At 46.9% G+C, this 20,133-nt stretch carries 24 protein-coding genes; 3 read left to right on the plus strand and 21 right to left on the minus strand.

The window, feature by feature from the left end; translation table 11 throughout:
• Positions 1–43: 43 nt before the first annotated feature.
• The 14 genes from nusB to spoIIIAA all read right to left on the minus strand — a co-directional run bounded on the left by nusB (position 44) and on the right by spoIIIAA (position 10,080).
• A complete protein-coding gene (gene nusB, locus RS891_RS21065) occupies positions 44–496 on the minus strand; it encodes a transcription antitermination factor NusB (protein WP_315793089.1) in 453 nt (150 codons plus the stop codon).
• 195 nt (positions 497–691) lie between these two features.
• Entirely contained in the window at positions 692–925 is a 234-nt protein-coding gene (locus RS891_RS21070) for a DUF2273 domain-containing protein (RefSeq protein ID WP_053784412.1), read from the minus strand.
• Between the two features lie 14 nt (positions 926–939).
• Positions 940–1,479, minus strand: coding sequence for an alkaline shock response membrane anchor protein AmaP (amaP, locus tag RS891_RS21075; RefSeq protein WP_076291879.1), 540 nt, complete (start codon positions 1,477–1,479; stop codon positions 940–942).
• 149 nt (positions 1,480–1,628) lie between these two features.
• Positions 1,629–2,039: an Asp23/Gls24 family envelope stress response protein gene (locus RS891_RS21080; RefSeq protein ID WP_024630996.1), complete on the minus strand. Its 411-nt coding sequence runs from the start codon at positions 2,037–2,039 to the stop codon at positions 1,629–1,631.
• A 226-nt stretch (positions 2,040–2,265) separates the two neighbouring features.
• Positions 2,266–3,609: an acetyl-CoA carboxylase biotin carboxylase subunit gene (gene accC, locus RS891_RS21085; protein ID WP_099858204.1), complete on the minus strand. Its 1,344-nt coding sequence runs from the start codon at positions 3,607–3,609 to the stop codon at positions 2,266–2,268.
• A 55-nt stretch (positions 3,610–3,664) separates the two neighbouring features.
• Positions 3,665–4,129, minus strand: coding sequence for an acetyl-CoA carboxylase biotin carboxyl carrier protein (accB, locus tag RS891_RS21090; protein ID WP_113054062.1), 465 nt, complete (start codon positions 4,127–4,129; stop codon positions 3,665–3,667).
• Between the two features lie 139 nt (positions 4,130–4,268).
• Positions 4,269–5,108 (minus strand): SpoIIIAH-like family protein, encoded by an 840-nt coding sequence (locus tag RS891_RS21095; RefSeq protein WP_315793090.1) that lies wholly within the window; start codon positions 5,106–5,108, stop codon positions 4,269–4,271.
• Positions 5,109–5,173: 65 nt separating this feature from the next.
• Complete coding sequence (spoIIIAG, locus tag RS891_RS21100; protein ID WP_109998546.1) at positions 5,174–5,812, minus strand: stage III sporulation protein AG; 639 nt, start codon at positions 5,810–5,812, stop codon at positions 5,174–5,176.
• Between the two features lie 15 nt (positions 5,813–5,827).
• On the minus strand, positions 5,828–6,667 hold the full coding sequence (spoIIIAF, locus tag RS891_RS21105; RefSeq protein WP_315793091.1) for a stage III sporulation protein AF: 840 nt from the start codon (positions 6,665–6,667) through the stop codon (positions 5,828–5,830).
• A gap of 30 nt (positions 6,668–6,697) precedes the next feature.
• Positions 6,698–7,888: a stage III sporulation protein AE gene (gene spoIIIAE / locus RS891_RS21110; protein ID WP_109998548.1), complete on the minus strand. Its 1,191-nt coding sequence runs from the start codon at positions 7,886–7,888 to the stop codon at positions 6,698–6,700.
• Positions 7,889–7,909: 21 nt separating this feature from the next.
• On the minus strand, positions 7,910–8,299 hold the full coding sequence (gene spoIIIAD / locus RS891_RS21115; protein ID WP_017687586.1) for a stage III sporulation protein AD: 390 nt from the start codon (positions 8,297–8,299) through the stop codon (positions 7,910–7,912).
• Positions 8,300–8,331: 32 nt separating this feature from the next.
• A complete protein-coding gene (gene spoIIIAC / locus RS891_RS21120) occupies positions 8,332–8,535 on the minus strand; it encodes a stage III sporulation protein AC (RefSeq protein ID WP_017687585.1) in 204 nt (67 codons plus the stop codon).
• 29 nt (positions 8,536–8,564) lie between these two features.
• Positions 8,565–9,083, minus strand: a complete 519-nt coding sequence (spoIIIAB, locus tag RS891_RS21125) for a stage III sporulation protein SpoIIIAB (protein WP_315793092.1) — start codon at positions 9,081–9,083, stop codon at positions 8,565–8,567.
• Complete coding sequence (gene spoIIIAA / locus RS891_RS21130) at positions 9,076–10,080, minus strand: stage III sporulation protein AA (RefSeq protein WP_076291872.1); 1,005 nt, start codon at positions 10,078–10,080, stop codon at positions 9,076–9,078. The genes spoIIIAB and spoIIIAA overlap by 8 nt, the downstream gene beginning before the upstream one ends.
• A gap of 277 nt (positions 10,081–10,357) precedes the next feature.
• Between spoIIIAA and RS891_RS21135 the strand changes: the two genes are divergently transcribed.
• Positions 10,358–11,107 (plus strand): 2-phosphosulfolactate phosphatase, encoded by a 750-nt coding sequence (locus RS891_RS21135; protein WP_315793093.1) that lies wholly within the window; start codon positions 10,358–10,360, stop codon positions 11,105–11,107.
• A 78-nt stretch (positions 11,108–11,185) separates the two neighbouring features.
• Here the strand turns inward: RS891_RS21135 and RS891_RS21140 are convergent, their stop codons facing one another.
• From RS891_RS21140 to RS891_RS21160, 5 genes are all read right to left on the minus strand, one after another.
• Positions 11,186–12,439 (minus strand): aspartate kinase, encoded by a 1,254-nt coding sequence (locus tag RS891_RS21140; RefSeq protein WP_076291870.1) that lies wholly within the window; start codon positions 12,437–12,439, stop codon positions 11,186–11,188.
• A gap of 191 nt (positions 12,440–12,630) precedes the next feature.
• Positions 12,631–13,188: an elongation factor P gene (efp, locus tag RS891_RS21145; RefSeq protein ID WP_024631007.1), complete on the minus strand. Its 558-nt coding sequence runs from the start codon at positions 13,186–13,188 to the stop codon at positions 12,631–12,633.
• Positions 13,189–13,501: 313 nt separating this feature from the next.
• A complete protein-coding gene (locus RS891_RS21150; RefSeq protein ID WP_315793094.1) occupies positions 13,502–14,575 on the minus strand; it encodes a M24 family metallopeptidase in 1,074 nt (357 codons plus the stop codon).
• A 39-nt stretch (positions 14,576–14,614) separates the two neighbouring features.
• Positions 14,615–15,058 (minus strand): type II 3-dehydroquinate dehydratase, encoded by a 444-nt coding sequence (gene aroQ, locus RS891_RS21155; RefSeq protein ID WP_076291868.1) that lies wholly within the window; start codon positions 15,056–15,058, stop codon positions 14,615–14,617.
• Between the two features lie 77 nt (positions 15,059–15,135).
• Entirely contained in the window at positions 15,136–15,714 is a 579-nt protein-coding gene (locus RS891_RS21160; protein ID WP_315793095.1) for a YqhR family membrane protein, read from the minus strand.
• A gap of 215 nt (positions 15,715–15,929) precedes the next feature.
• Between RS891_RS21160 and RS891_RS21165 the strand changes: the two genes are divergently transcribed.
• Positions 15,930–16,922, plus strand: a complete 993-nt coding sequence (locus tag RS891_RS21165) for a DUF1385 domain-containing protein (RefSeq protein WP_315793096.1) — start codon at positions 15,930–15,932, stop codon at positions 16,920–16,922.
• A 5-nt stretch (positions 16,923–16,927) separates the two neighbouring features.
• Positions 16,928–17,260, plus strand: coding sequence for a hypothetical protein (locus RS891_RS21170; protein WP_113053998.1), 333 nt, complete (start codon positions 16,928–16,930; stop codon positions 17,258–17,260).
• A gap of 68 nt (positions 17,261–17,328) precedes the next feature.
• Here RS891_RS21170 and RS891_RS21175 read toward each other — a convergent pair whose 3' ends face one another.
• Entirely contained in the window at positions 17,329–18,330 is a 1,002-nt protein-coding gene (locus tag RS891_RS21175) for a patatin-like phospholipase family protein (RefSeq protein WP_315793097.1), read from the minus strand.
• A gap of 84 nt (positions 18,331–18,414) precedes the next feature.
• Positions 18,415–20,013, minus strand: coding sequence for a family 10 glycosylhydrolase (locus RS891_RS21180; RefSeq protein WP_113053996.1), 1,599 nt, complete (start codon positions 20,011–20,013; stop codon positions 18,415–18,417).
• Between the last annotated feature and the right edge of the window lie 120 nt (positions 20,014–20,133).

A 20,133-nucleotide genomic window follows, 5' to 3' on the forward strand; every position in this document is an offset into this window, starting at 1 on the left:
TGAAAATCGGTCTTTTTGAACACGCACTATAATTAATTGTAACTTAAGACAGTTTTGCTTTGATAGTGCTGACTTCCTGAATCATGCGCCCAAGTACGCCGTTAACGAACTTGCCGGATTCATCTGTACCAAAATACTTGGACAATTCAATCGCTTCATTGACAGATACTTTTGCCGGAATATCCTCACGGAACACCATTTCATACGTTGAAAGTCTTAGGATCTGGCGGTCGACACGCGACAAACGGCTAATCTGCCAGCCTTTCAAATAATCCACCAGTAATCCATCAATCGCTTCTTTATTGTTCCATGCGCCCTGTACCATTTCGGTCACGTAGGTACGCATTACATCTGCATCATGAATGACCACTTCGGTTTCATTGTCTTCAGCGGCTTCATTGATCAGCATATTCACGGCTTCAGCTGCGCCCACTTCATTCATTTCCATCTGATACAGACTTTGTACTGCAATTTCCCTTGCCAAACGTCTTTTCATGTCCTGCCTCCTGCAGCGCTCCCTTTAGAGCGTCATCATGCTTATTTTAAAATATAAAATCTTTGATGGAATCAGAGATCTTATTATATTGTTATCCCTTTTCACAAAAAAACCTGCAATCGTTTCCTCCAAAAAACGGGCAACCTAAACTACAGCTCTATTTTCGGAAGAAACATATTGCAGGGTTCAGGTGGCTCACTTAAAGGGACGCCAGCGATCGCCAAGCCATTGCCCCCATTCCCTCCAGGGAATGAACGAGCCCAACTTCGAGTCGCTTCGTCTGCCTAACGTATAACCGATGAACACCAAGAGTGCAAAGAACAACATATCCCAAAAACCGATCCATACATAAAGAAATCCAAAAAAGATGCCGCCGACAATTCCGGTAATTCGGCCTCTGTGACTATCCCAAATCTCTCTCCACAGCATCAGTGAAACTCACCTCATTCCACTCGACTCTTGTAGTTTGGCGACTGGGTAACATTGGCAATATACACGGTGACAAAAGAAACAGGGATACCCGTAATCTCCTGTACATGATCATGTATTGCCTTCTGCAGATCGGCCGTCAACGTCGGGATTGGCGTCTCGCCATCCACGACTGCACGGATCATAATCTCCAGTCCGGATTCAACCACACGAATACGAGCTTTGACATCACGTACTCCCCGGAAACGGGAAGTCGCTTTGAGACAGAGATTTTCAATCGTTTCCATCGAAATCTGCACATCACCATACTCGGTACGCTGATCTACAGACGGCAATGAAGCACGATCACGCCGAACCGAGATGTAGAAAAATCGCAAACTCAGGATAAACAAAATCGCTGCTGCAACAACGGCTGCAATAATAACGTTTTGTTCCTGCTGGTAATTCAATTCGTAAGGCAACACACCACTGATAAGAAGTATGACTGCTGCCGATATTGCTCCAACGCTTATGCTGTATATAAACAACAGAAGCCGATCCAGTATTTTAGCCACGAACTGCACAGCCTCCCTTGCTCACTAACATGGCTTAACCTGCACTTTGGCAAAAAGGTTGATCCTCAGGTGCAAGCTCCCGCTTTTTATGAAGACCTGTCCAAGACGGGATAACCCCCGGCAGTGATGCCGGGGGAATCTGTCTTCTTTTATTTTACGCGCTGACTGTTCAGGTCGATTTCTTCCACTTTCTCGGTGCTCTTGAACTGAACGTCATGAATGTGCACATTAACTTCATTCACATTCAATCCTGTCATGTTCTCGATGGAACGCTTCACGTTCTGTTGAATTTCGGTAGCCACCTGTGGCAGACGGTAACCATATTCAATAATAACAGAAACATCCACAGCGGCTTCACGCTGACCTACTTCAACCTTAACGCCTTTGGAAAGGTTTTTGCGACCAAGCAATTCAGCAAATCCACCAGCAAATCCGCCGCTCATGCCTGCAACACCTTTGACTTCAACTGTAGCCAGTCCAGCAATCACTTCAATAACTTCAGGTGCGATCTGGATTTCACCGATATCCGTTCGTTCAAATTCTGTCGGCAGTGTACTCATAACTGTTCAACACACCTTTCGCGAAATAAGTTTGCGGCCATCCGTCAGGGCGCTGGTACTCAGGCCAATCTGGCCTTCAGAACCCTTCCGGTCCGGCTTTACCGGAACTCCTGCAACCTTCATCCGCGTATGTGCGGCGGCTTATCCTCTGCAGGAGACATGCGCTCTTATTATTACATACTATATCATTTGGGCTACATTATGACAAACAAGCCCAATATACCTTTTAAATCTCATTTTCCTCAAGAAATTTGATATCAAAGTCACCCCGAACAAACGTTGGATGATCCAGTAATTTCTGATGAAAAGGAATCGTTGTGGAGATACCTTCAATCGCAAACTCAGCCAATGCACGCTTCATCTTCGCGATGGCTTCTTCCCGGTTTGCTCCCCATACGATCAATTTAGCGATCATGGAGTCGTAATAAGGAGAGATCGTGTACCCCGGATAAGCTGCACTATCTACACGTACACCCGGTCCTCCTGGTGCAAGGTAGAAACCAATTTTGCCTGGTGACGGCATAAAGTTACGGTCCGGATCTTCTGCGTTAATACGGCACTCAATGGACCAGCCATTGATCACAACATCTTCCTGACGGAAAGAAAGTGGATTGCCTTCAGCTACCGAGATCATTTCGCGGATCAGATCCACTCCTGTTACCATCTCTGTTACAGGGTGTTCAACCTGAATACGTGTATTCATTTCCATGAAATAGAATTCACCGTTAGGGCTGAGCAAAAACTCAAGTGTACCTGCTCCCGAGTAATCCACGGCAAGCGCCGCCCGCACTGCGGCTTCTCCCATCAATGTACGCACATCTTCAGAGATGATTGGACAAGGTGCTTCTTCCACCAGCTTTTGACGACGACGCTGAACGGAACAATCACGCTCGCCCAGATGCACTGCATTTCCATGTTTGTCTGCAATGATCTGAATCTCTACGTGCTTCATGCCTGTCAGGAATTTCTCCAGATATACTCCGGCATTACCGAAAGCTTTCTGTGCTTCCTGCTGGGCAGCTGTTATTTGCTTGATCAGCGTTTCTTCATCTTCAGCAATACGAATACCTTTACCTCCACCACCAGCGGTAGCTTTGATAATGACAGGATATCCAATATCTCTAGCAATCATAATGGCTTCATTCATATTTTCAACCAAACCGTCGGATCCCGGAATGACAGGTACACCTGCATCCTTCATCGTTTGTTTGGCAACAGCCTTATCACCCATTTTGGTAATGGCTTCCGGAGATGGGCCGATGAACGTAATATTGCAGGAACCACAGATTTCTGCAAAATCAGCGTTTTCTGCCAGGAATCCGTAGCCTGGGTGGATCGCATCACATTCCGTCAGTGTAGCTACACTCATCAGGTTAGTAAAGTTTAGATAACTGTCTTTCGAAAGTGTAGGCCCGATACAATACGCTTCATCTGCAAGACGAACATGCAGGGAGTCTTTATCCGCTTCCGAATAGACTGCTACCGTCGAAATGCCGATTTCACGACAGGCACGAATAATACGTACCGCAATTTCGCCACGGTTCGCAATCAGTATTTTTTGAAATTTCATTTCGTTATTGTCCTCCTTCGAAGCTCATGCAGTTGCCGTTATGCGGCTGTAACCGTTATTCCGGTTTCACCAGGAACAGGGGTTGTCCATACTCAACCAGCTGTCCGTTCTCAACCAGCACTTCAACGATTTCTCCCTTGATGTCAGCATCAAGCTCGTTCATCAGCTTCATCGCCTCAATGATACATACCGTTGTTTTCTCAACAACTTTATCACCAGCGCTTACAAAAGGACCTGCTTCCGGCGAGGAAGCTCTGTAAAAAGTACCCACCATCGGAGATACAATTTTATGTAAATGACTTGTAGTATCGACTTGCGGAGCAGCCTCAGCTACAACTGCAGCCGGTTGCACCTGTGGTGCAGCAATCATTTGCGGTTGAATAGCAGCTGTCTGAACATACTCGGTTTTACCCGGTTTGCGAATCGACAACCGTGATCCTTCATTTTCAATTTCCAACTCTTGAACGGAACTTTCATCTACCAGTTTGATCAGCTCTTTGATCTCACTCAATTTAAACATTTCCATTATTCACTCCTTCGGCATCATGCCAGTCTCACTAGGACGGTCATATGGCTTTATGTATTATATCATAATCATTAAAAATGGAAAGAGCCCGAGATCTAATCCAGCTCTCGGGGCTACTTTTCCATATTTTAGATTACTGTTCTGTCACGTATTGAACGCTGATTTTATTTTGGGATACAGCCAGTTCTTTCATAACCAGATCCACAATGGAAACCGCCTGTTTAACATCCAATTTGTCACTGAGAACAACGACTTTATACTTGTCGGCATCCTCTTGAACGATGGCATTGGCAAACTGCTGAGACAGGGTTTCTTCAATTCCATTGATTTTGGCTTCTTTTTCTTCCAGCGTACGAAGCTGCTCTGTTGCTTTGGCATTTTCTTCTGGCGTTTTGCTCAGATCACCCGCAACGGTCATGAGTTCCTCATACTTGCGATTGTTGCTCTCCTCACGCTGCCACTGGTAGTTCTGGAACTGGCTGCTCGCAGATGCCGCTGTATTCTGTTCCTCCATCTCCTTGAGAACGTCCTCATCTGTTTTCGTTGCCTTGCTGTCTGTTCCGGTACTTGCATCAGGAGTGGTTACAGCGCCTTTGTCTGTCCCTTTCTCGCTGCCTTTACCCGCTTCACCTTGTTTCTCTCCCGATTCCGCAGCCGGTGATTTCTCGGTGTCTCCAGCTTCTTTGCCATCTACAACCGCAGGATTATCCACAGATTCAGTAGCTGTTTGATCTCCTTCAGTCCCTGTAACTTCGCCGCCATTCACCACTTCATTCACAACTAGACCTTCTGTTGGATCAAGGATTCCAGCCGTTTCCTTCGCTTCTCCCTGTTTCATACCATCCACCTGCGTGCTCTCAGCTACAGGCGTATTAACCGGACCGGAATCTTCAGTGAACAGGTAATAAGCGGACAAAATGACCATCAGACTCAGCATGGATACGAGCCATACCGTTTGACGTTTATTATTCATTAGAACTTCCTCCTCGAATTGGCTTCATTCTTATGACATCAAATCTTGTGTTTCATGGTTTGGGATTAATCCTGCTTGCGCGGAACAACCGAAATCCGGTAGGCCGCAACATTCAGTCCTTTTTCCACAGCATCTGTAATCAGGTCCTTCACAACCTTGTTCTCTGCACCTCTGGCAACAACAAGCACACCCCGGATCTGCGGTTTGAGCTTTTTCGTGACAATCGGTGTCTGATCCCCTGATATTTCATACGTAATAATCTCGCCATCCCGGGTATATTGCGTCATATGTCGCTTTCCCCCGTTTGCATCCGTTTCTTCGGTGAGCTGCTGTGAATCCTTCACATTACGCTGTACAACAAGTTCCTCTGTAGAATCCACGGTAACCATCACATCAACAGTTCCCACACCTACGATATTTTCCAGCACACCCTTGATCTTGTCCTCAAATGCAATCTCTATCGCCTGAAATGGATTCTGATCCGTCGGATCCGTCTGTATGGATGCCATCGATGTAGCCGGATCAGGAGGTTCACGACCGATATTTTCGGAATCAATCTTTTTGACATTGACGAAGGAATTGAACAACATGATTCCGACTCCGATCAAACCAAGGATAATCAGCCAACGAAAGGTTTGACTGCGCCGCTGCCCGCCTTCTCCTCCGCCGAGCCAGCTTTCCATCTTTTTGAGCCATTGCCTCATCGGATACCCTCCTTCTTACAACGCCGAAGCGTTTTTCTTTTCTTTCACCTGAACCTTGTTTGCATCAATATCCCACTTCTCAGTCAACAGCGTAATAATTTGTACTGCTCGTTCAGATCGGGATGACGTCTGTCCTTGCTGAGAGTTTGTCTCTGTCTGCTCACCCGACACAGGTGTGGAGCCATCTTCTTGTCCATTTTGATTGCTGCCGCTGTTCACCTCGATCTGTACATCCGGGACTTCGATCTGGCCAATCTGGATTGGCTCCTTTACTGGAGGTGATTCAGTGGCTTCGGATTCCGGGTCAGAGTCGAATATCGGTTTTGTCGTTTCCGTAGCTTCCTGTTGAGCCGTATTGGAGTTGACTTTCCCCGCTGCTGCCTCACCTGTCATCTCCACCAAAACATACTGGATCACCGGAAGTTCCACCGAGGAAGCCAAGTCCGTCTCCGGCTTAGTAGTATCCATTGCGAGCTTTACCTCAACAGACTGCACTCTCTCCCCGGTTGTTTCTTCAATTTGCCCTTTCATTACGTTAGCCAGCTCTTTGGCTGTCCATTGCAGCGACTGTTCCTGTTCATTGGATTGCAGCCGCCTGCCTTGAGCCAAAATCTGTTCAAGTGTTGCATTTCCATCAGATGGCGAATCCATGGCGGTCATCGCTCGCTTAAGCTCGCCAACCGGATCACTTTTCAAAAGCTTCGTTATGGGCGATAACAGGGTCAGCAGGATAAGAAGGCTCAGCACAAGCTTGACATAACGCTCCATGGATCGATTGGGCAACAACATATCCACGAAAGTCGCCAGTAGAACGATCATGATCAATTCCCGGAGCCAGCTGCTCAGCCACCCCATCCTTCCAGCCCCTTTCTCTCAAGCATCCCCTCATCTCATCATGACGGTCAGATTGCCTGCGGTTAGCAGGATCGTGATTGCCAGAAAAAACATCAGTCCCACAGCCGCCAGTGCTGCAAATACATAAAGCATGCTTTTGCCTATCGCCTGCAGACATCCTACAATCGGCGTATCTCCTAACGGCTGCATGATCGCGCCAGTTATGTTGTAGATCAGGGCTAACGTCAGAATTTTAAGTGCAGGAAACGCACATAGAAACAAGATGATGATGACACCTGTTAGTCCGATTGCATTTTTCACCAGCAGTGACGCTGTGATAACCGTGTCCGTTGCATCCGCAAACGTTCGGCCAACAATGGGGACAAAGTTGCCTGCGATGTACTTCGCCGCTTTTAGACTGACCCCATCTGCCACAGAGCCCGATGCCCCCTGAACCGAAATTACGCCCAGAAACATCGTAAGCAGTATACCGAGCAGAGCCACACTAATGTTCCGTAACAGGTCTGCCAGCTGTGTAAGCTTGTACTTGTCGGACAAGGAGCTGACGAGATGTAATACGGCTGAGAAAAAGAGTAGCGGGAACACCAGCATGTGGATTAATGTACCAACCAGATGAATCATGAAAATGATCAGCGGATGGGTCACAGAAACGGTAATCACATTCCCCATTGAAGCCAGTAGCGTAAACAACAGGGGTACCATGGCCATCATAAAGTTGATCATGCTGGCTATGGCATCCTTGGCATATCCAATCGCCACACTGAAGCTGTTTATAGCGATGATAATAATGACCATATAACAGATGGAGTATGCGATTTTGCTAATATTGTTTTTCTCAAAAGCGGTCTGTAATGTCTCCAGAATCATGCTCAGCACACTTAACATCACAATCGTGACCAGAAGTTTGCCGTTATATAAAATCTCATGCAGCATGAAGGTTCCAATTGCTATAAACACTGATTTCAGGCTAAACCCTTCATTGCCGGGCATTAACATATCCATAAAGGAAGGCGTTTTTCCTTCGGGGAAAAAACCACCGTATTGTTGCATGAGTTGGTCCCAATATTTTTCTACCTGATCCTTGGGAAGCTGGTCAGCCTGCTGCTGCATCCACTCTCCCGAGGGAGAACCCGCGAATACCTGTCCCATGATCGCAAACAGAAAACACAGCGTCAGCACGAAGGTAAGGCGCCACTGCGGCTTGTGATGCATCATTTTCATATGAAGTCCGCACGCCTCCCTCTACACCGGCATCAGCTTCATGACGGTTTCGATAATAATGCTGATGATCGGTATCGCGAGTACAAGGATCAGCACCTTGCCAGCAAGTTCAATTTTGGAAGCTATGCTCTCCTGGCCTGCATCCCTGACGATCTGTGCTCCGAATTCAGCAATGTACGCTATACCTATAATTTTCAGTACCGTTTTCAGATAAATGCTCTCCATGCCTGAATTTTCGGCAAGCCGTTTTAACACTTCGATTACCGCGCCAATCTTGCCAATCAGCAGCATGAAGATTACGATTCCGGTAGCAGCAGCAATCAGAAAAGCAAACATGGGCTTCTGTTCTTTGATAACTAGAATGAGCACCGTTGCGATGAGCGCCAGACCTACAACTTGGATAATTTCCACAGGTCACCACCATCCCGGCTTCATGACCGTTTTCATTGAAAAAGAAATATCGATTTGATCTCTTGCAGCAGGCTGTCCAGCATGCGGACCACCATGAACAATACGACGACAAATCCGATCACGGTCACCCAGTGAGCCATATCTTCCTTTCCCATTTGTTTCAGCACCGTATGAATCATTGCAATAATGATTCCGATGCCCGCAATTTGAAAGATTGCGTTCACTTCTAAATTCATGACCTTGGCACCTCACTATCCCGGCTATTTCAGAAGATCAGAATGACGATTAACGCTCCGACAAGCATCCCGAGACTGCGGCACATTCGTTCATATTTCATTTGATCGGCTTGGGCACGGGATTCCTCATGCATAAGTTGCTGAATGGCTAACGAGATGTGCTTGGTCTGATCCTGACGATCGCTGGTGCCAAGGCTGAAGCTCAATTGCAGCATGACCTCCCGCTCGTCCGCCTTCATGGCTGATCTTCCCCACGCCTCTTCTATACCAGACTTAAGACTCTCACGAGCAGTATGTCCATGAGGTGGTTCCATCTGTTTGGCTGCGTGGAGAAATAGGGTCCGAACAGGCTCTTTTGTCTGGGCTCCCATTTTCCCCATGGCATCAGGTAACGGGGTCAGCCCGTAGTTAATCTCTGTCATCAACCGCTGGAGAGCGGCGATTAATTCTCGCAGTTGTCTTGGCCTCAAGGCATACTGCCTTGCTTTGTAGAATCCGGCGAGGGTACTGGCCAGCAGAATGATGACGGCACCGAGCATGTTAACCAAAGGCCTCACCTCCCACTTCCGCCTGCTGGAGACCACGCATTTTGCCATCGGCCAATCGAAAGGTCATGCCCCGGCTCGTCCGTTGCAGCTGTACATAGCGTTGGAACATCTGCTCGACGATCAGGGTTCTCAGTGCAGGTCTTGAAGAAAGCTCAGCCAGATCACGACCATGCGCAGTAGCGATGACAGATACGCCTGCATGGAGTGCTTCCATGACCGCCTCAGCATCTTCCGGTCGGCCTATCTCGTCCACGATCAGGACATCGGGAGACATGGAGCGAAGCATCATCATCATGCCCTCAGCCTTTGGACATCCGTCCATGACATCTGTACGAGGTCCTACGTCAAATCCAGGTACGCCCTTGTAGCTTCCAGCGATTTCAGACCGCTCATCAACGATGCCAACCTTTAGACGTGGACGTATGCCCTGAACAAGTTCATTGACACCCGTAAGTTTGGTACCACTGCTAATCTGTCTTGCCAGATCCCGCAGTAATGTGGTCTTGCCTTGCTGCGGAGGTGAAAGAATTAAGGTGTGCATGACCTGTCCACTTTTCATGTCCAACAGATACGGCAGAATCCGATCAGCGACTCCGTGAATCTCTCGGGCCACCCTGACATTAAATCCATTGATGTCGCGCAGGTATTCGACGCGGCCTCCACTTAACACCGTCCGGCCAGCCAGTCCGATTCTGTGCCCGCCAGGAATGGTGATGAACCCTTTACGCAGCTCCTCTTCCAATGTATAAAGCGAATGATTGCTGATCAGATCCAGCAGCCTGTGTGTTACCTCTTTTAAGGGAATATAGGCTTCATCAGGCTTCGAAGTCGGACTGCCCTGGGGTGTGAGGAAGTGATAAGTGTCTCCTGCATTGATTTCCAGTGGTCTTCCTTCACGGATACGTACTTCCTCCACTTTATCCAATAAAGCGGGCGGCATTCTTCCCAGAATGGTTCGAATCGGTTCCGGAAAGAGATCCTTCCAGTTCACCATCATGAATAGGCCCCTCCAACCTTGAATTCGGTTTTATTGCGTTCCTGGTGCTTGTTCATATCTCAAGTTTATGTGTGTACATTGAATTTATGACGCTGAAATCTATCATTTTCTTCAAAATAGGGAGGAGAGTTAAAAATCATAGACCCAGCCTACTATTTCAGTTCTAGGCACCCGTCTAGATCCAAGTGCATATAGTGCTTGCAGACAGGTGATAAACATTCCGGGATAAAAAAGGACAGAATCAACTATCCCCAAATATAGAAAGGAGTTGTGGGGGATGCGAGTCGATGTGGTAGGCAATGTGAATGAAGTTCGAAGAATGGATATTGCAGGACGCTGTGTGGTCGTTATCGATGTGTTGCGAACGACCAGTACCATTGTTACGGCACTGGCATACGATGCAGCGGATATTATTGCTGTAGAAACTGTTCCTCAAGCGAAACAATTGAACGTGAAGGATGCCATTCGAGGCGGGGAGCGTTTTGATAAAAAAATTACAGGATTCGAGGTGGGTAATTCCCCCTATGAATATATGACTCCAAATATTGCGGGTAAAACCATTATTCTGACTACCACAGATGGTACGCGTGCCTTGATCAAGGCATCCAAGGCCAGACATGTGTTTGCAGGCTCATTTCTCAATGTGAAAGCTGTGGCGGCTGTTCTGTGCGAGCTACGCCGGGATATCTTATTGTTATGCGCCGGGGATCAGGATGAGTTTGCGCTGGAGGATGGTTTATGTGCAGGCAGCATTATCGAGGAGTTGTACCGACAATCTCCTTTTCCCATTATGCTGAACGATTTGGGGTTGGCTCTTCATCAGGCGGCTACTCATGCCGAGGACAAATTACCCGATCTGATTAGAGTATCCGCTGGTGGCCGAAGATTGGAGAGGTTGGGGAGGATGCATGACGTAACGTATTGTACCCAATTGAACTTGCTGGACTGCGTTCCAGAGATGGGTGAAGGGAACCGGATGCAACCTTTTAGAGGAACGCGTAAGGAACCGTTGTTTAAATTGCTGTGAACAATCTAAAAAGGTGTACTGTGATCCCGAATGGGAACTCACAGTACACCTTTGGTGTTTCTTTACAATTTCCGCTCTTTATCTGCGAACTTGCGGTCCACCAATTACGGCTTGCTCAGCTGTATCCAAATCATACGCTGTATGCAGCGCCTTGATTACGTCATGAAGCTTCTCTCCATCAATTACACAAGATACCTTGATTTCGGAAGTGCTGACCATTTTAATGCTAACACCTTCGCCCGAGATGACTTTGAACATCTTCGCAGCAACACCAGGATGGCTAACCATGCCTGCACCAACGATGGAGACTTTAACCAGGTTTTCTTCAGAAGTAACTTCACGGTAAGGCAGGCGGCTATGAAGAGCTTCAATGACACGCAGTGCGTTCTCCCGGTCAGATAGCGCAACAGAGAACGAGAAGTCTGCTTTACCATCCATCACACCGCTCTGAACGATAATGTCGACATCCAGCTGTTCTGATGCAAGGGCACCAAATACTTCAGCGAGAACCCCCGGTACGTCTGGTACACCCAGAATACTGATGCGAGCCACATTTTTGTCATAGGCAATTCCACTAACTACCACGCCTTGTTCCATTGTTGCTTCCTCCTTCACAACCGTTCCTTCATTATGGTTAAAGCTGGATCGTACAATCAAAGGCACACCGGAATGCTTCGCGTATTCAACTGCACGCGGATGCAATACCGCTGCTCCCAGATTGGCAAGTTCCAGCATCTCGTCGTACGAAATTTCCTTAAGCTTGCGTGCAACCTTCACGATTCGTGGATCGGTGGAATAAATACCGTCTACATCCGTGTAAATCTCGCAAGCGTCAGCCTTGATGGCTGCTGCCAAAGCTACTGCTGTTGTATCCGATCCGCCGCGGCCAAGCGTCGTAATCTCGCCGTCTTCCGTCATTCCCTGGAAGCCTGCAACGATTACAATGTTGCCTTCTGCCAACGCCTGATTCACCCGTTCCGGATGAATATCGTTAATCCGAGCTTTGCCGTGTACCGGCTCTGTACGAAATCCCGCTTGCCAGCCTGTAAATGAAATGGCTTTGCGGCCCAGCGCCTGAATCGCCATGGATAACAATGAAATCGAGATCTGTTCTCCCGTAGTCAAAAGCATATCCATCTCACGTGCAGGCAATTCACTGTTCAGCTGTTTCGCCTGATCAATCAAATCATCCGTGGTATCCCCCATGGCCGAAACCACGACTACACACTGATGTCCTTCATCCGCTTTTTCTACAACACGTCCGGCTACACGCTTCATGCGTTCTGTATCTCCGACCGAGCTGCCCCCAAATTTCATGACGTACAATGACAACGCAAATCCACTCCCTACCTTGTGCAGTATGCATAATTGATGTCCATCGTCATTATTCTCTCCGAAAAATGACTTTAACCCAGTATATTACGAAAGCGCCTGATAGGCTAATCTTTTTTCGAAAAAACCCTTTGCCAGAGAAACGGCAAAGGGTTGAATTAACGCTTTATTTAGCTTACACCATGTGAACGTTACGCGCGGGAAGAGTATTTACCTTCACGAGTATCGATCAGCAGGACATCGCCTTCGTTGATGAACAATGGCACTTGTACATTCAAGCCTGTTTCAACTTTAGCATTTTTTGTAGCGCCTTGTGCTGTGTTACCTTTTACGCTTGGCTCGGTCTCGATAACTTTCAACTCTACGCTTGTAGGCAAGTCAATTCCGAGAATTTCACCTTGGTAGCTAACGATTTTTACGTTCATGTTTTCTTTGAGGAAGTTCAATTCCCATTCCAGTTGGTCGCTTGTCAGTGTGAACTGATCATATGTTTCGTTGTCCATGAATGTGTGCTCTGTACCACTAGCATACAGGTAGGATACGCCACGGTTTTCGATGATGGCACGGCCGATAGTTTCACCTGCACGGAATGTTTTCTCAACGGTGTTACCGTTGCGCAAGTTTTTCAGCTTGGAACGTACGAAGGCAGCGCCTTTACCTGGTTTAACATGTTGGAAATCAAGTACGGTATAGATGTCGTTGTCTACTTGTACGGTCAAGCCTGTTTTAAAATCGTTTACTGAAATCACAAAAAATCCCTCCTGATATGGTTGAAAAGTAGGTGATATAAGACGATGGGTTAATTTAAAGGTGGGTTCATTCTGAATTGATGACCATGTGCGACGTGACCGTTACGGGTTCGGATCGTTCCTCCGATCGCTGTTGTCCCCTCATTTTCCCGATTAGACTTTAATAAGGTTTAAAATGAGGAGACAAAGGCGAGCGCTTCGCTTCTTCAGAATCGATTCCGCTCCCTTCACTACTTTTGAAATGGTCCAGAACAATCAGCAATAACAGGTATCTATAAATTAAAAATCGTCTTATATTACCGTCGGCTGTAATTTAGCCGATTACGGTGAACTTCTTGTCCGAATTCGTCAAAATGTGAATACCTGTCTCGGTAATCACCACGTCATCCTCGATACGCACGCCGCCAAGGCCGTCAATGTAGATACCCGGTTCAACGGTTACCACCATGCCCGGTTTCAATACATCGTCGCTAAGCTTGGACAAACGAGGAGCCTCATGGACTTCCATGCCCAGACCGTGGCCCGTGCTGTGTCCGAATTGCTCTCCGTAGCCATGCCCTGCAATGATATCACGTGCCAATGCATCTGCTTCCCGCCCGGTCATGCCCGGTTTCAGGTTCGCCAGCGTATGTAACTGGGCTTCCAGTACGATATCGTAAATTTTACGCAGTTCAGGTACAGGTGTGCCCGTTGCGATGGTACGTGTCAGATCTGAACAGTATCCATCCAAAAGTGCACCAAAGTCAAATGTAATTAACTCATTTTGTCCGATGACTTTGCCACTTGCTACACCGTGAGGCATAGCAGAACGTTCACCCGATGCCACAATGGTGTCGAATGAAGATGAGGTTGCTCCATGTTTGCGCATGAAAAACTCCATCTCCAAATCCACTTCACGTTCAGTCATACCCGGTTTTGCGAATTGCAAAACGTGACTGAATGTTGCATCTGCCAGATTCGCAGCTCTTTGCATTACAGCGATCTCATCTTCGTCCTTGAACATGCGAAGTTGCTCCACTATACCGGATACAGCTTTCAATTCAATGGACTGAAGTGCTTCAGCATAAGCAGTATGCGTGCCATAAGTGACATGATCCTGCTCAAAGCCAACCTGTTTGATATTTGCCGATGCAAGCAATTCGCGTACGGATTCCAACGGTTTTGGTCCATGTTCCACAACGGTAAATCCTTTGGCTTGTTGCGGCGCCTGTGTCATGTAACGGAAATCGGTAAGCAGATAAGCTTCCTGTTCCGTAATCAGCACATATCCTGCTGAACCTGTAAAACCCGTCATATAACGACGGTTAATCGGATTTGTAATCAGCATAGCCGTGAGTTCATGTTCATGCATGGCCTCACGCAACTTATTTACTCGTTTGTTTTCCATCGGTAACCCTTCTTTCTCTCACATTCCCGGGTCCCCGGCTCAGGTTTGTTTGTCCAGATGACGCACGAGAGCCAGCAGCCCCAGTTCATAGCTTACTTCGCCAAATCCGGCAATTTGCCCGATTGTTTCTGCAGCAATTACTGAATGATGTCTGAACGCTTCGCGTGCATGAATGTTGGATAGATGTACTTCTACTGTAGGAACTTTTACGGCATTGATGGCATCACGCACAGCATAGCTGTAATGGGTCAGCGCTCCGGCATTCAGCATGATTCCGTCTGCATCGCCCATCGCTGCATGAATTCGATCAATGATGTCCCCTTCGTGATTGGATTGATAAAAAGCGATGGAGACGCCCAGCTCCTCGGCCTGTCTGCGAATTTTGTCCTCAATATCCTTCAGACTAAGCGTTCCATAGATGCCGGGTTCACGTACACCGAGCATGTTCAGGTTCGGGCCATTGATTACAACAATCCGTTTCATAGCTGCTCCACCCTTTCTGCAAATAACCATCTGCTATTTTAACACAGCTATTGCCGGATTGAGAAGCTTTTTTGCGGCTATGCTCCCGCTTGCTCTGGCTCACGTTTCCGTTCATCCGTGAACTCCATGGCTACGGTGTAGCCGATAAACAGTCCCCATAACAAAAAGAAACAAAATTCTGTAATGATTGAATCCCAGGTTAAGCGGTTTAAGGGCTTCACCATATCCAGTTTGGGACCTACCAGGACAAAGATAATGAGCCACCAAAAAATTCCGTATCCCATGCCTGGAAGCGGACCTTTCCATTTTTTCAAAGTGAACGTGTAAATCAGGGAGGTGAGAACGGAAAAGACAATAAAAAACAGCCATCCGGTCAAATGCCCTGCTGCAGTATAGATGAAGTTGTGTTTGAAAAATGGTTCAGCCAAAAATCCCAATGGCACAATCGTAAAATGAAGCAGATAGAACAGCCAATGCAAACCTCCCCAGATGAAACCTGCGAAAAAACCTAGCTCCACTGCAAAAGGGAACGGCTTGGTGAAATAATGTGCCTGGCCTTGTCGCTGGGTAGGACGTCTCCCCCGGTCCTTCTGCTCTCCTTTTTCAGCACGCTGATTTTCCTTATGGGATGTGTGTTCACTCGTGTGCTCTGTCATCGATATTCTCCTTCACCTTCAGTTTGCAAAACTGTGAATAAATCTCCATTTTCGTCCTAACTCTACCGGGTAGTATGTACAAATCAGGACAAAGTTAACAACATCGGTCCTGTATCGACTCGTAAACTAGAAATTGCTCTCAAAATTCGATACAATAGGGTTATAAAACTGCCTTCAACCATGAAGGCCTAGAACAGAATAGGAAGGTGAATAATTTGCCTCAACAATCCAAGCCTGTCAGCTACGGGGGGCAAGCTGTCATTGAGGGCGTAATGTTTGGCGGTAAACATGTCAACGTTACAGCTGTGCGAAGAAAAGACGGCGAAATTACGTATCTGGAAGTTCCCAAGCAAGACAAGTCCTGGGTCATGAAATTGCGGCGGATTCCACTACTGCGCGGGATTGTCAGCATTATAGATTCGAGCGTCAAAGGAAGCAAACATCTCAATTATTCTGCTGACGCATATGCTGATGATGAACTGGAACCTGAAGAAAAAGCAAAGCAAAAAGAAAAAGAAGGCTCAGGTTGGAGCCTTAGCATGATTATCGGCGTTACTGCAGTAGCTATCCTTTCGTTCCTCTTTGGTAAAATTGTGCTTACATTGTTGCCGGTTGTCATTGAGAATTTTCTGTTCAAAAATGCATTCGACAATCAGTTTTTGCATAATTTACTGGAAGGCGGAATTAAGCTGATTCTGTTGCTTGCCTATCTGTGGCTGATTTCTCAGACACCAATGATTAAACGTTTGTTCCAATACCATGGTGCTGAACATAAAGTCATTAGTGCTCATGAAGCCGGAGAAGAACTTACACCAGAGAATGTGCAGAAGTATAGCCGTCTGCATTATCGTTGCGGAAGCAGTTTTATTATGTTGACTGTCATTATCGGCATATTTTTGTACTCGCTCTTCACATACGACAACCTCTGGGAACGTATGGGACAGCGGTTACTGTTGTTGCCAGTAGTACTCGGTATTTCATTCGAATTGTTGAAGATGACCAACTCGGTACGTGACATTCCTGTACTTCGTTATCTCGGATACCCGGGGCTGTGGCTGCAATTGCTGACAACCAAAGAGCCAACAAATGAACAGGTAGAAGTATCCATCGCTTCGTTTAACCGTATGCGTGAATTGGATGCCAAACTCGCAAACGTATCGGCCACGTCGGAAGTTTCTGTTGCAACACTTGATCCTGTGAAAGGGTGAATGATATGAAGAAGCAGGCAATCATATTTTGGACGTTCATCGCACTCGCTGCTATTGGAATCTTGACTAGGCTGGGAAGTGGAGGTATATCCCAAATTATCATCCCCCTCGTCGTGTTCGGAGTTGTGTTCCTGCTCTATAAATATCCGCCCCGCCGCTGGGCACGCAAGACATCATCACCGAAGATCAAACCATCGGCTAAAACCATGGCTAAAGTTAATGCACAGTCTGGTGCCCGAAAAAGTAGCGGTTCTTCCAAAAAACGCAAGGATTATCCTTTCCAAGTCATTCAGGGACAAAAGGGTAAAAGTGATGAAGACGTACCCAAGTATCATTAGAGCGCTAATACAGACGAAACACACAGAAAAGCAGTTCTCCAAACATGCGGAGAATTGCTTTTTCATTTTTATACAGGAGTCAGCGGCGGGTTCTCCGCTTGTTTCTTTCTTAGCTCTCGTTTCTGTTTGTCCAGCTGTTCACCATATATCTTGGTATTCCACCCACTGAAAAATTCAGTACCAGCGGTAACACCAGATTGATATAAAGCTGCGCTATCTTGTATGGAAAGGTGAAATTCCGTAGGTTTAATTCCAAGGGTAGGAATTTTCACAGTACGGAATCGATTAACCTGTTCGATATATCGCTCGTCATGAGCAGTAAGCATCGTTTCGACCAATGCCTGAAGCATGCTTAGAGGTCCTCTGATTCTAGCTGGCTCTCCATCGGTTTTGCCAACCATCTTAAAACCGACTACAGGGATGATGTCTCCTCCACGTTCTGTACGCTCTCCATCAAACAGCCAGAGCGGAAAATTGCTGAGTAATGCGCCATCCACGACGTAAACAAACTGGTCCGCAAAACGTAAACCTTTGGATAGAATCGGGGATTTGCGAATGGCAACCGGGTCGAAGAAGTAGGGGATACTGCAGCTCATACGTACGGCCTTGGCTACTTCCAGTTTCGAAGGATCAATTCCGAATCGTTTAATATCGTCTGGAAGCACCAAAATGGTACCATTGGAAATATCAGATGCAATGATTAGCAACTTACCTGGAGGCAGATCAGCAAACGTCCGCACCCCCTTTTTTTTCAGCATATCCCGAATCCAGCTTTCCAGAGCTTCCCCAGAATATAAACCTTTCTTCAAAAACAGCCTTGCGGCAGGTCCGATCCACTTGGTATCAAATATGGGAGAACGTCGCAGCAACGAAGCAAACGGCGTATTCTCGATAATGCCTTTCATCTCTTCCGCCGAATAGCCAGCCGCCAGCAAAGCAGCTACGATAGAACCCGATGACGTGCCCGCTACGCGATTGAACTCAACACCGTGATCCTCCGCACCCTTTACAGCGCCAGCAAGTGAAATCCCCTTTACGCCGCCACCTTCAAATACTCCGTTAATCAACACAATAAAACCCCCGTTCTCCAGGCAGTCCATGCTACTACTGCAACTGTATGAGAACAGGGGTTGGTCATATTACGTTAAATTGTTTTACAGTCCATAATAGGCTTTTAATTTGGTAATCAGTCCAAGCGGATTTTTCGTCAGGTATTGTGAACTGAAGAAAATATCCCCTTTCACCGTATCATATTTCTCATTATATATAAGCTGATCAATGATCTCCTGGGATGTCTGCCACCCGATTTCCGGTGTGCCCAGCTTATAAGGAGAGTGACCAATATACAATTTCACATCGGTATTTGCCACTTCATTGGCCCACCAGTCAACCACCTTGTCATATCGTGCTGCACTTAGTGTCATGCTCCAGTACACTTGGGGTGCAACATAGTCAATCCACTCCTGCTTGATCCATGTCCGTACATCTGCATTCATGCTGTCATAAGCAGTTACTCCGGCCTTTGTATCAGAACCTGTCATATCAACCGATTTGTTACGCCATACACCAAATGGGCTAATGCCATATTCTACGCCAGCTTTCACCTTGTGGATGCTCTCTCCAAGCTGCTTGACGAATTGATTGATATTGTCCCGGCGCCATTCGGCACGGTCACTCGTATTCAATGTGTTGTATGCTTTGAAAGCCGCATCATCATTAAACGTTACATTGGAAGGATAGAAGTAGTCATCCAAATGTACGCCATCAACATCATACTGATTAACCACTTCCATGATGGAATCAATAATATGCTGTCTTGCTTCCGGAATGCCTGGATTAATATACAGTTTGCCTGATGCGTTAACAATCCAGTCCGGATGAAGCTTGGATACATGATTGGCTGCAAGCCCGGTTGTCGTTGCCGAATTAGTAGCCCGGAACGGGTTGAACCAGGCATGGAACTCAAGGCCACGTTTGTGTGCTTCTTCGATCATAAATGCAAGTGGATCATACCCAGGATCTTTCCCCTGTGTACCTGTTAGCACACTATTCCACGGTACAAGACCTGATGGATAGATCGCATCCCCATTGGCTCGCACTTGAACAAATACGGCATTGATCCCCATATCCTTCAACGTATCAAGCTGCTGAATGAACTCCAACTTTTGTTTTTCTACATTTCCTTTGGCACTAGAAGAAGGCCAGTCTCCATTTACAGTCGAAATCCAGGCTCCTCGCATCTCATCTGTATTTGGCGTAGTTCCCGTCCCTCCAGGCTCTGCTGGTGTCACTGGTGTAGGATTGGGAGCATTGCCTGTGTCCAGATTAATCGTCTGCTCAGACTGGTTCCAGGTGACCTGAATTCCCAAGTTCTCACTGACAAATCGAATCGGTACCATGACACGACCTTGCTTCAGTTCTACCGACGCATCAAGATCAACCACGCTACTGTCCACCGTTGCCTGCTGGCGTCCACTCGTCATCGTAATGACTGAATCGGATTTCTTGATCGTAACCGTGCGGGTAGCCTGTGACCAGAGCACAGATGCACCCAGCCCTTCGCTAATGACGCGCAGTGGAACCATCGTTACATTTACTTTGGGCAAAATGTAAGGTGACACATCCGACTCCAAACGCTGACCATCCAAATAAATCACAATTTCCTTTTGACTAGCTGCCTGCGCCGTCAGTCCTGAGGTTTGTAAACCCAGAACAAAAATGAGCAGCAGGATTAATCCGTTACGAAGCTTCATCAGTGCAATCCTCCAAAATAATTATAAATTCGCGGCAAATTCTGCTAGTTTAATAGACGCTCCTAATGATTGTTAAGTTGCGAATTATCGCCAAATTTTGGTCAGAAAAATGCAAAAGGA

It is taken from the genome of Paenibacillus sp. BIC5C1 (assembly GCF_032399705.1).
GTDB lineage: Bacteria > Bacillota > Bacilli > Paenibacillales > Paenibacillaceae > Paenibacillus > Paenibacillus taichungensis_A.

Coding starts and splice junctions, on each gene's coding strand:
- nusB (WP_315793089.1), bottom strand. CDS start 496: ATGAAAAGACGTTTGGCAAGGGAAATTGCAGTACAAAGTCTGTATCAG.
- RS891_RS21070 (WP_053784412.1), bottom strand. CDS start 925: ATGCTGTGGAGAGAGATTTGGGATAGTCACAGAGGCCGAATTACCGGA.
- RS891_RS21080 (WP_024630996.1), bottom strand. CDS start 2,039: ATGAGTACACTGCCGACAGAATTTGAACGAACGGATATCGGTGAAATC.
- accC (WP_099858204.1), bottom strand. CDS start 3,609: ATGAAATTTCAAAAAATACTGATTGCGAACCGTGGCGAAATTGCGGTA.
- accB (WP_113054062.1), bottom strand. CDS start 4,129: ATGTTTAAATTGAGTGAGATCAAAGAGCTGATCAAACTGGTAGATGAA.
- RS891_RS21095 (WP_315793090.1), bottom strand. CDS start 5,108: ATGAATAATAAACGTCAAACGGTATGGCTCGTATCCATGCTGAGTCTG.
- spoIIIAG (WP_109998546.1), bottom strand. CDS start 5,812: ATGAGGCAATGGCTCAAAAAGATGGAAAGCTGGCTCGGCGGAGGAGAA.
- spoIIIAF (WP_315793091.1), bottom strand. CDS start 6,667: ATGGGGTGGCTGAGCAGCTGGCTCCGGGAATTGATCATGATCGTTCTA.
- spoIIIAE (WP_109998548.1), bottom strand. CDS start 7,888: ATGAAAATGATGCATCACAAGCCGCAGTGGCGCCTTACCTTCGTGCTG.
- spoIIIAC (WP_017687585.1), bottom strand. CDS start 8,535: ATGAATTTAGAAGTGAACGCAATCTTTCAAATTGCGGGCATCGGAATC.
- spoIIIAA (WP_076291872.1), bottom strand. CDS start 10,080: ATGATGGTGAACTGGAAGGATCTCTTTCCGGAACCGATTCGAACCATT.
- RS891_RS21135 (WP_315793093.1), top strand. CDS start 10,358: ATGCGAGTCGATGTGGTAGGCAATGTGAATGAAGTTCGAAGAATGGAT.
- RS891_RS21150 (WP_315793094.1), bottom strand. CDS start 14,575: ATGGAAAACAAACGAGTAAATAAGTTGCGTGAGGCCATGCATGAACAT.
- aroQ (WP_076291868.1), bottom strand. CDS start 15,058: ATGAAACGGATTGTTGTAATCAATGGCCCGAACCTGAACATGCTCGGT.
- RS891_RS21160 (WP_315793095.1), bottom strand. CDS start 15,714: ATGACAGAGCACACGAGTGAACACACATCCCATAAGGAAAATCAGCGT.
- RS891_RS21170 (WP_113053998.1), top strand. CDS start 16,928: ATGAAGAAGCAGGCAATCATATTTTGGACGTTCATCGCACTCGCTGCT.
- RS891_RS21180 (WP_113053996.1), bottom strand. CDS start 20,013: ATGAAGCTTCGTAACGGATTAATCCTGCTGCTCATTTTTGTTCTGGGT.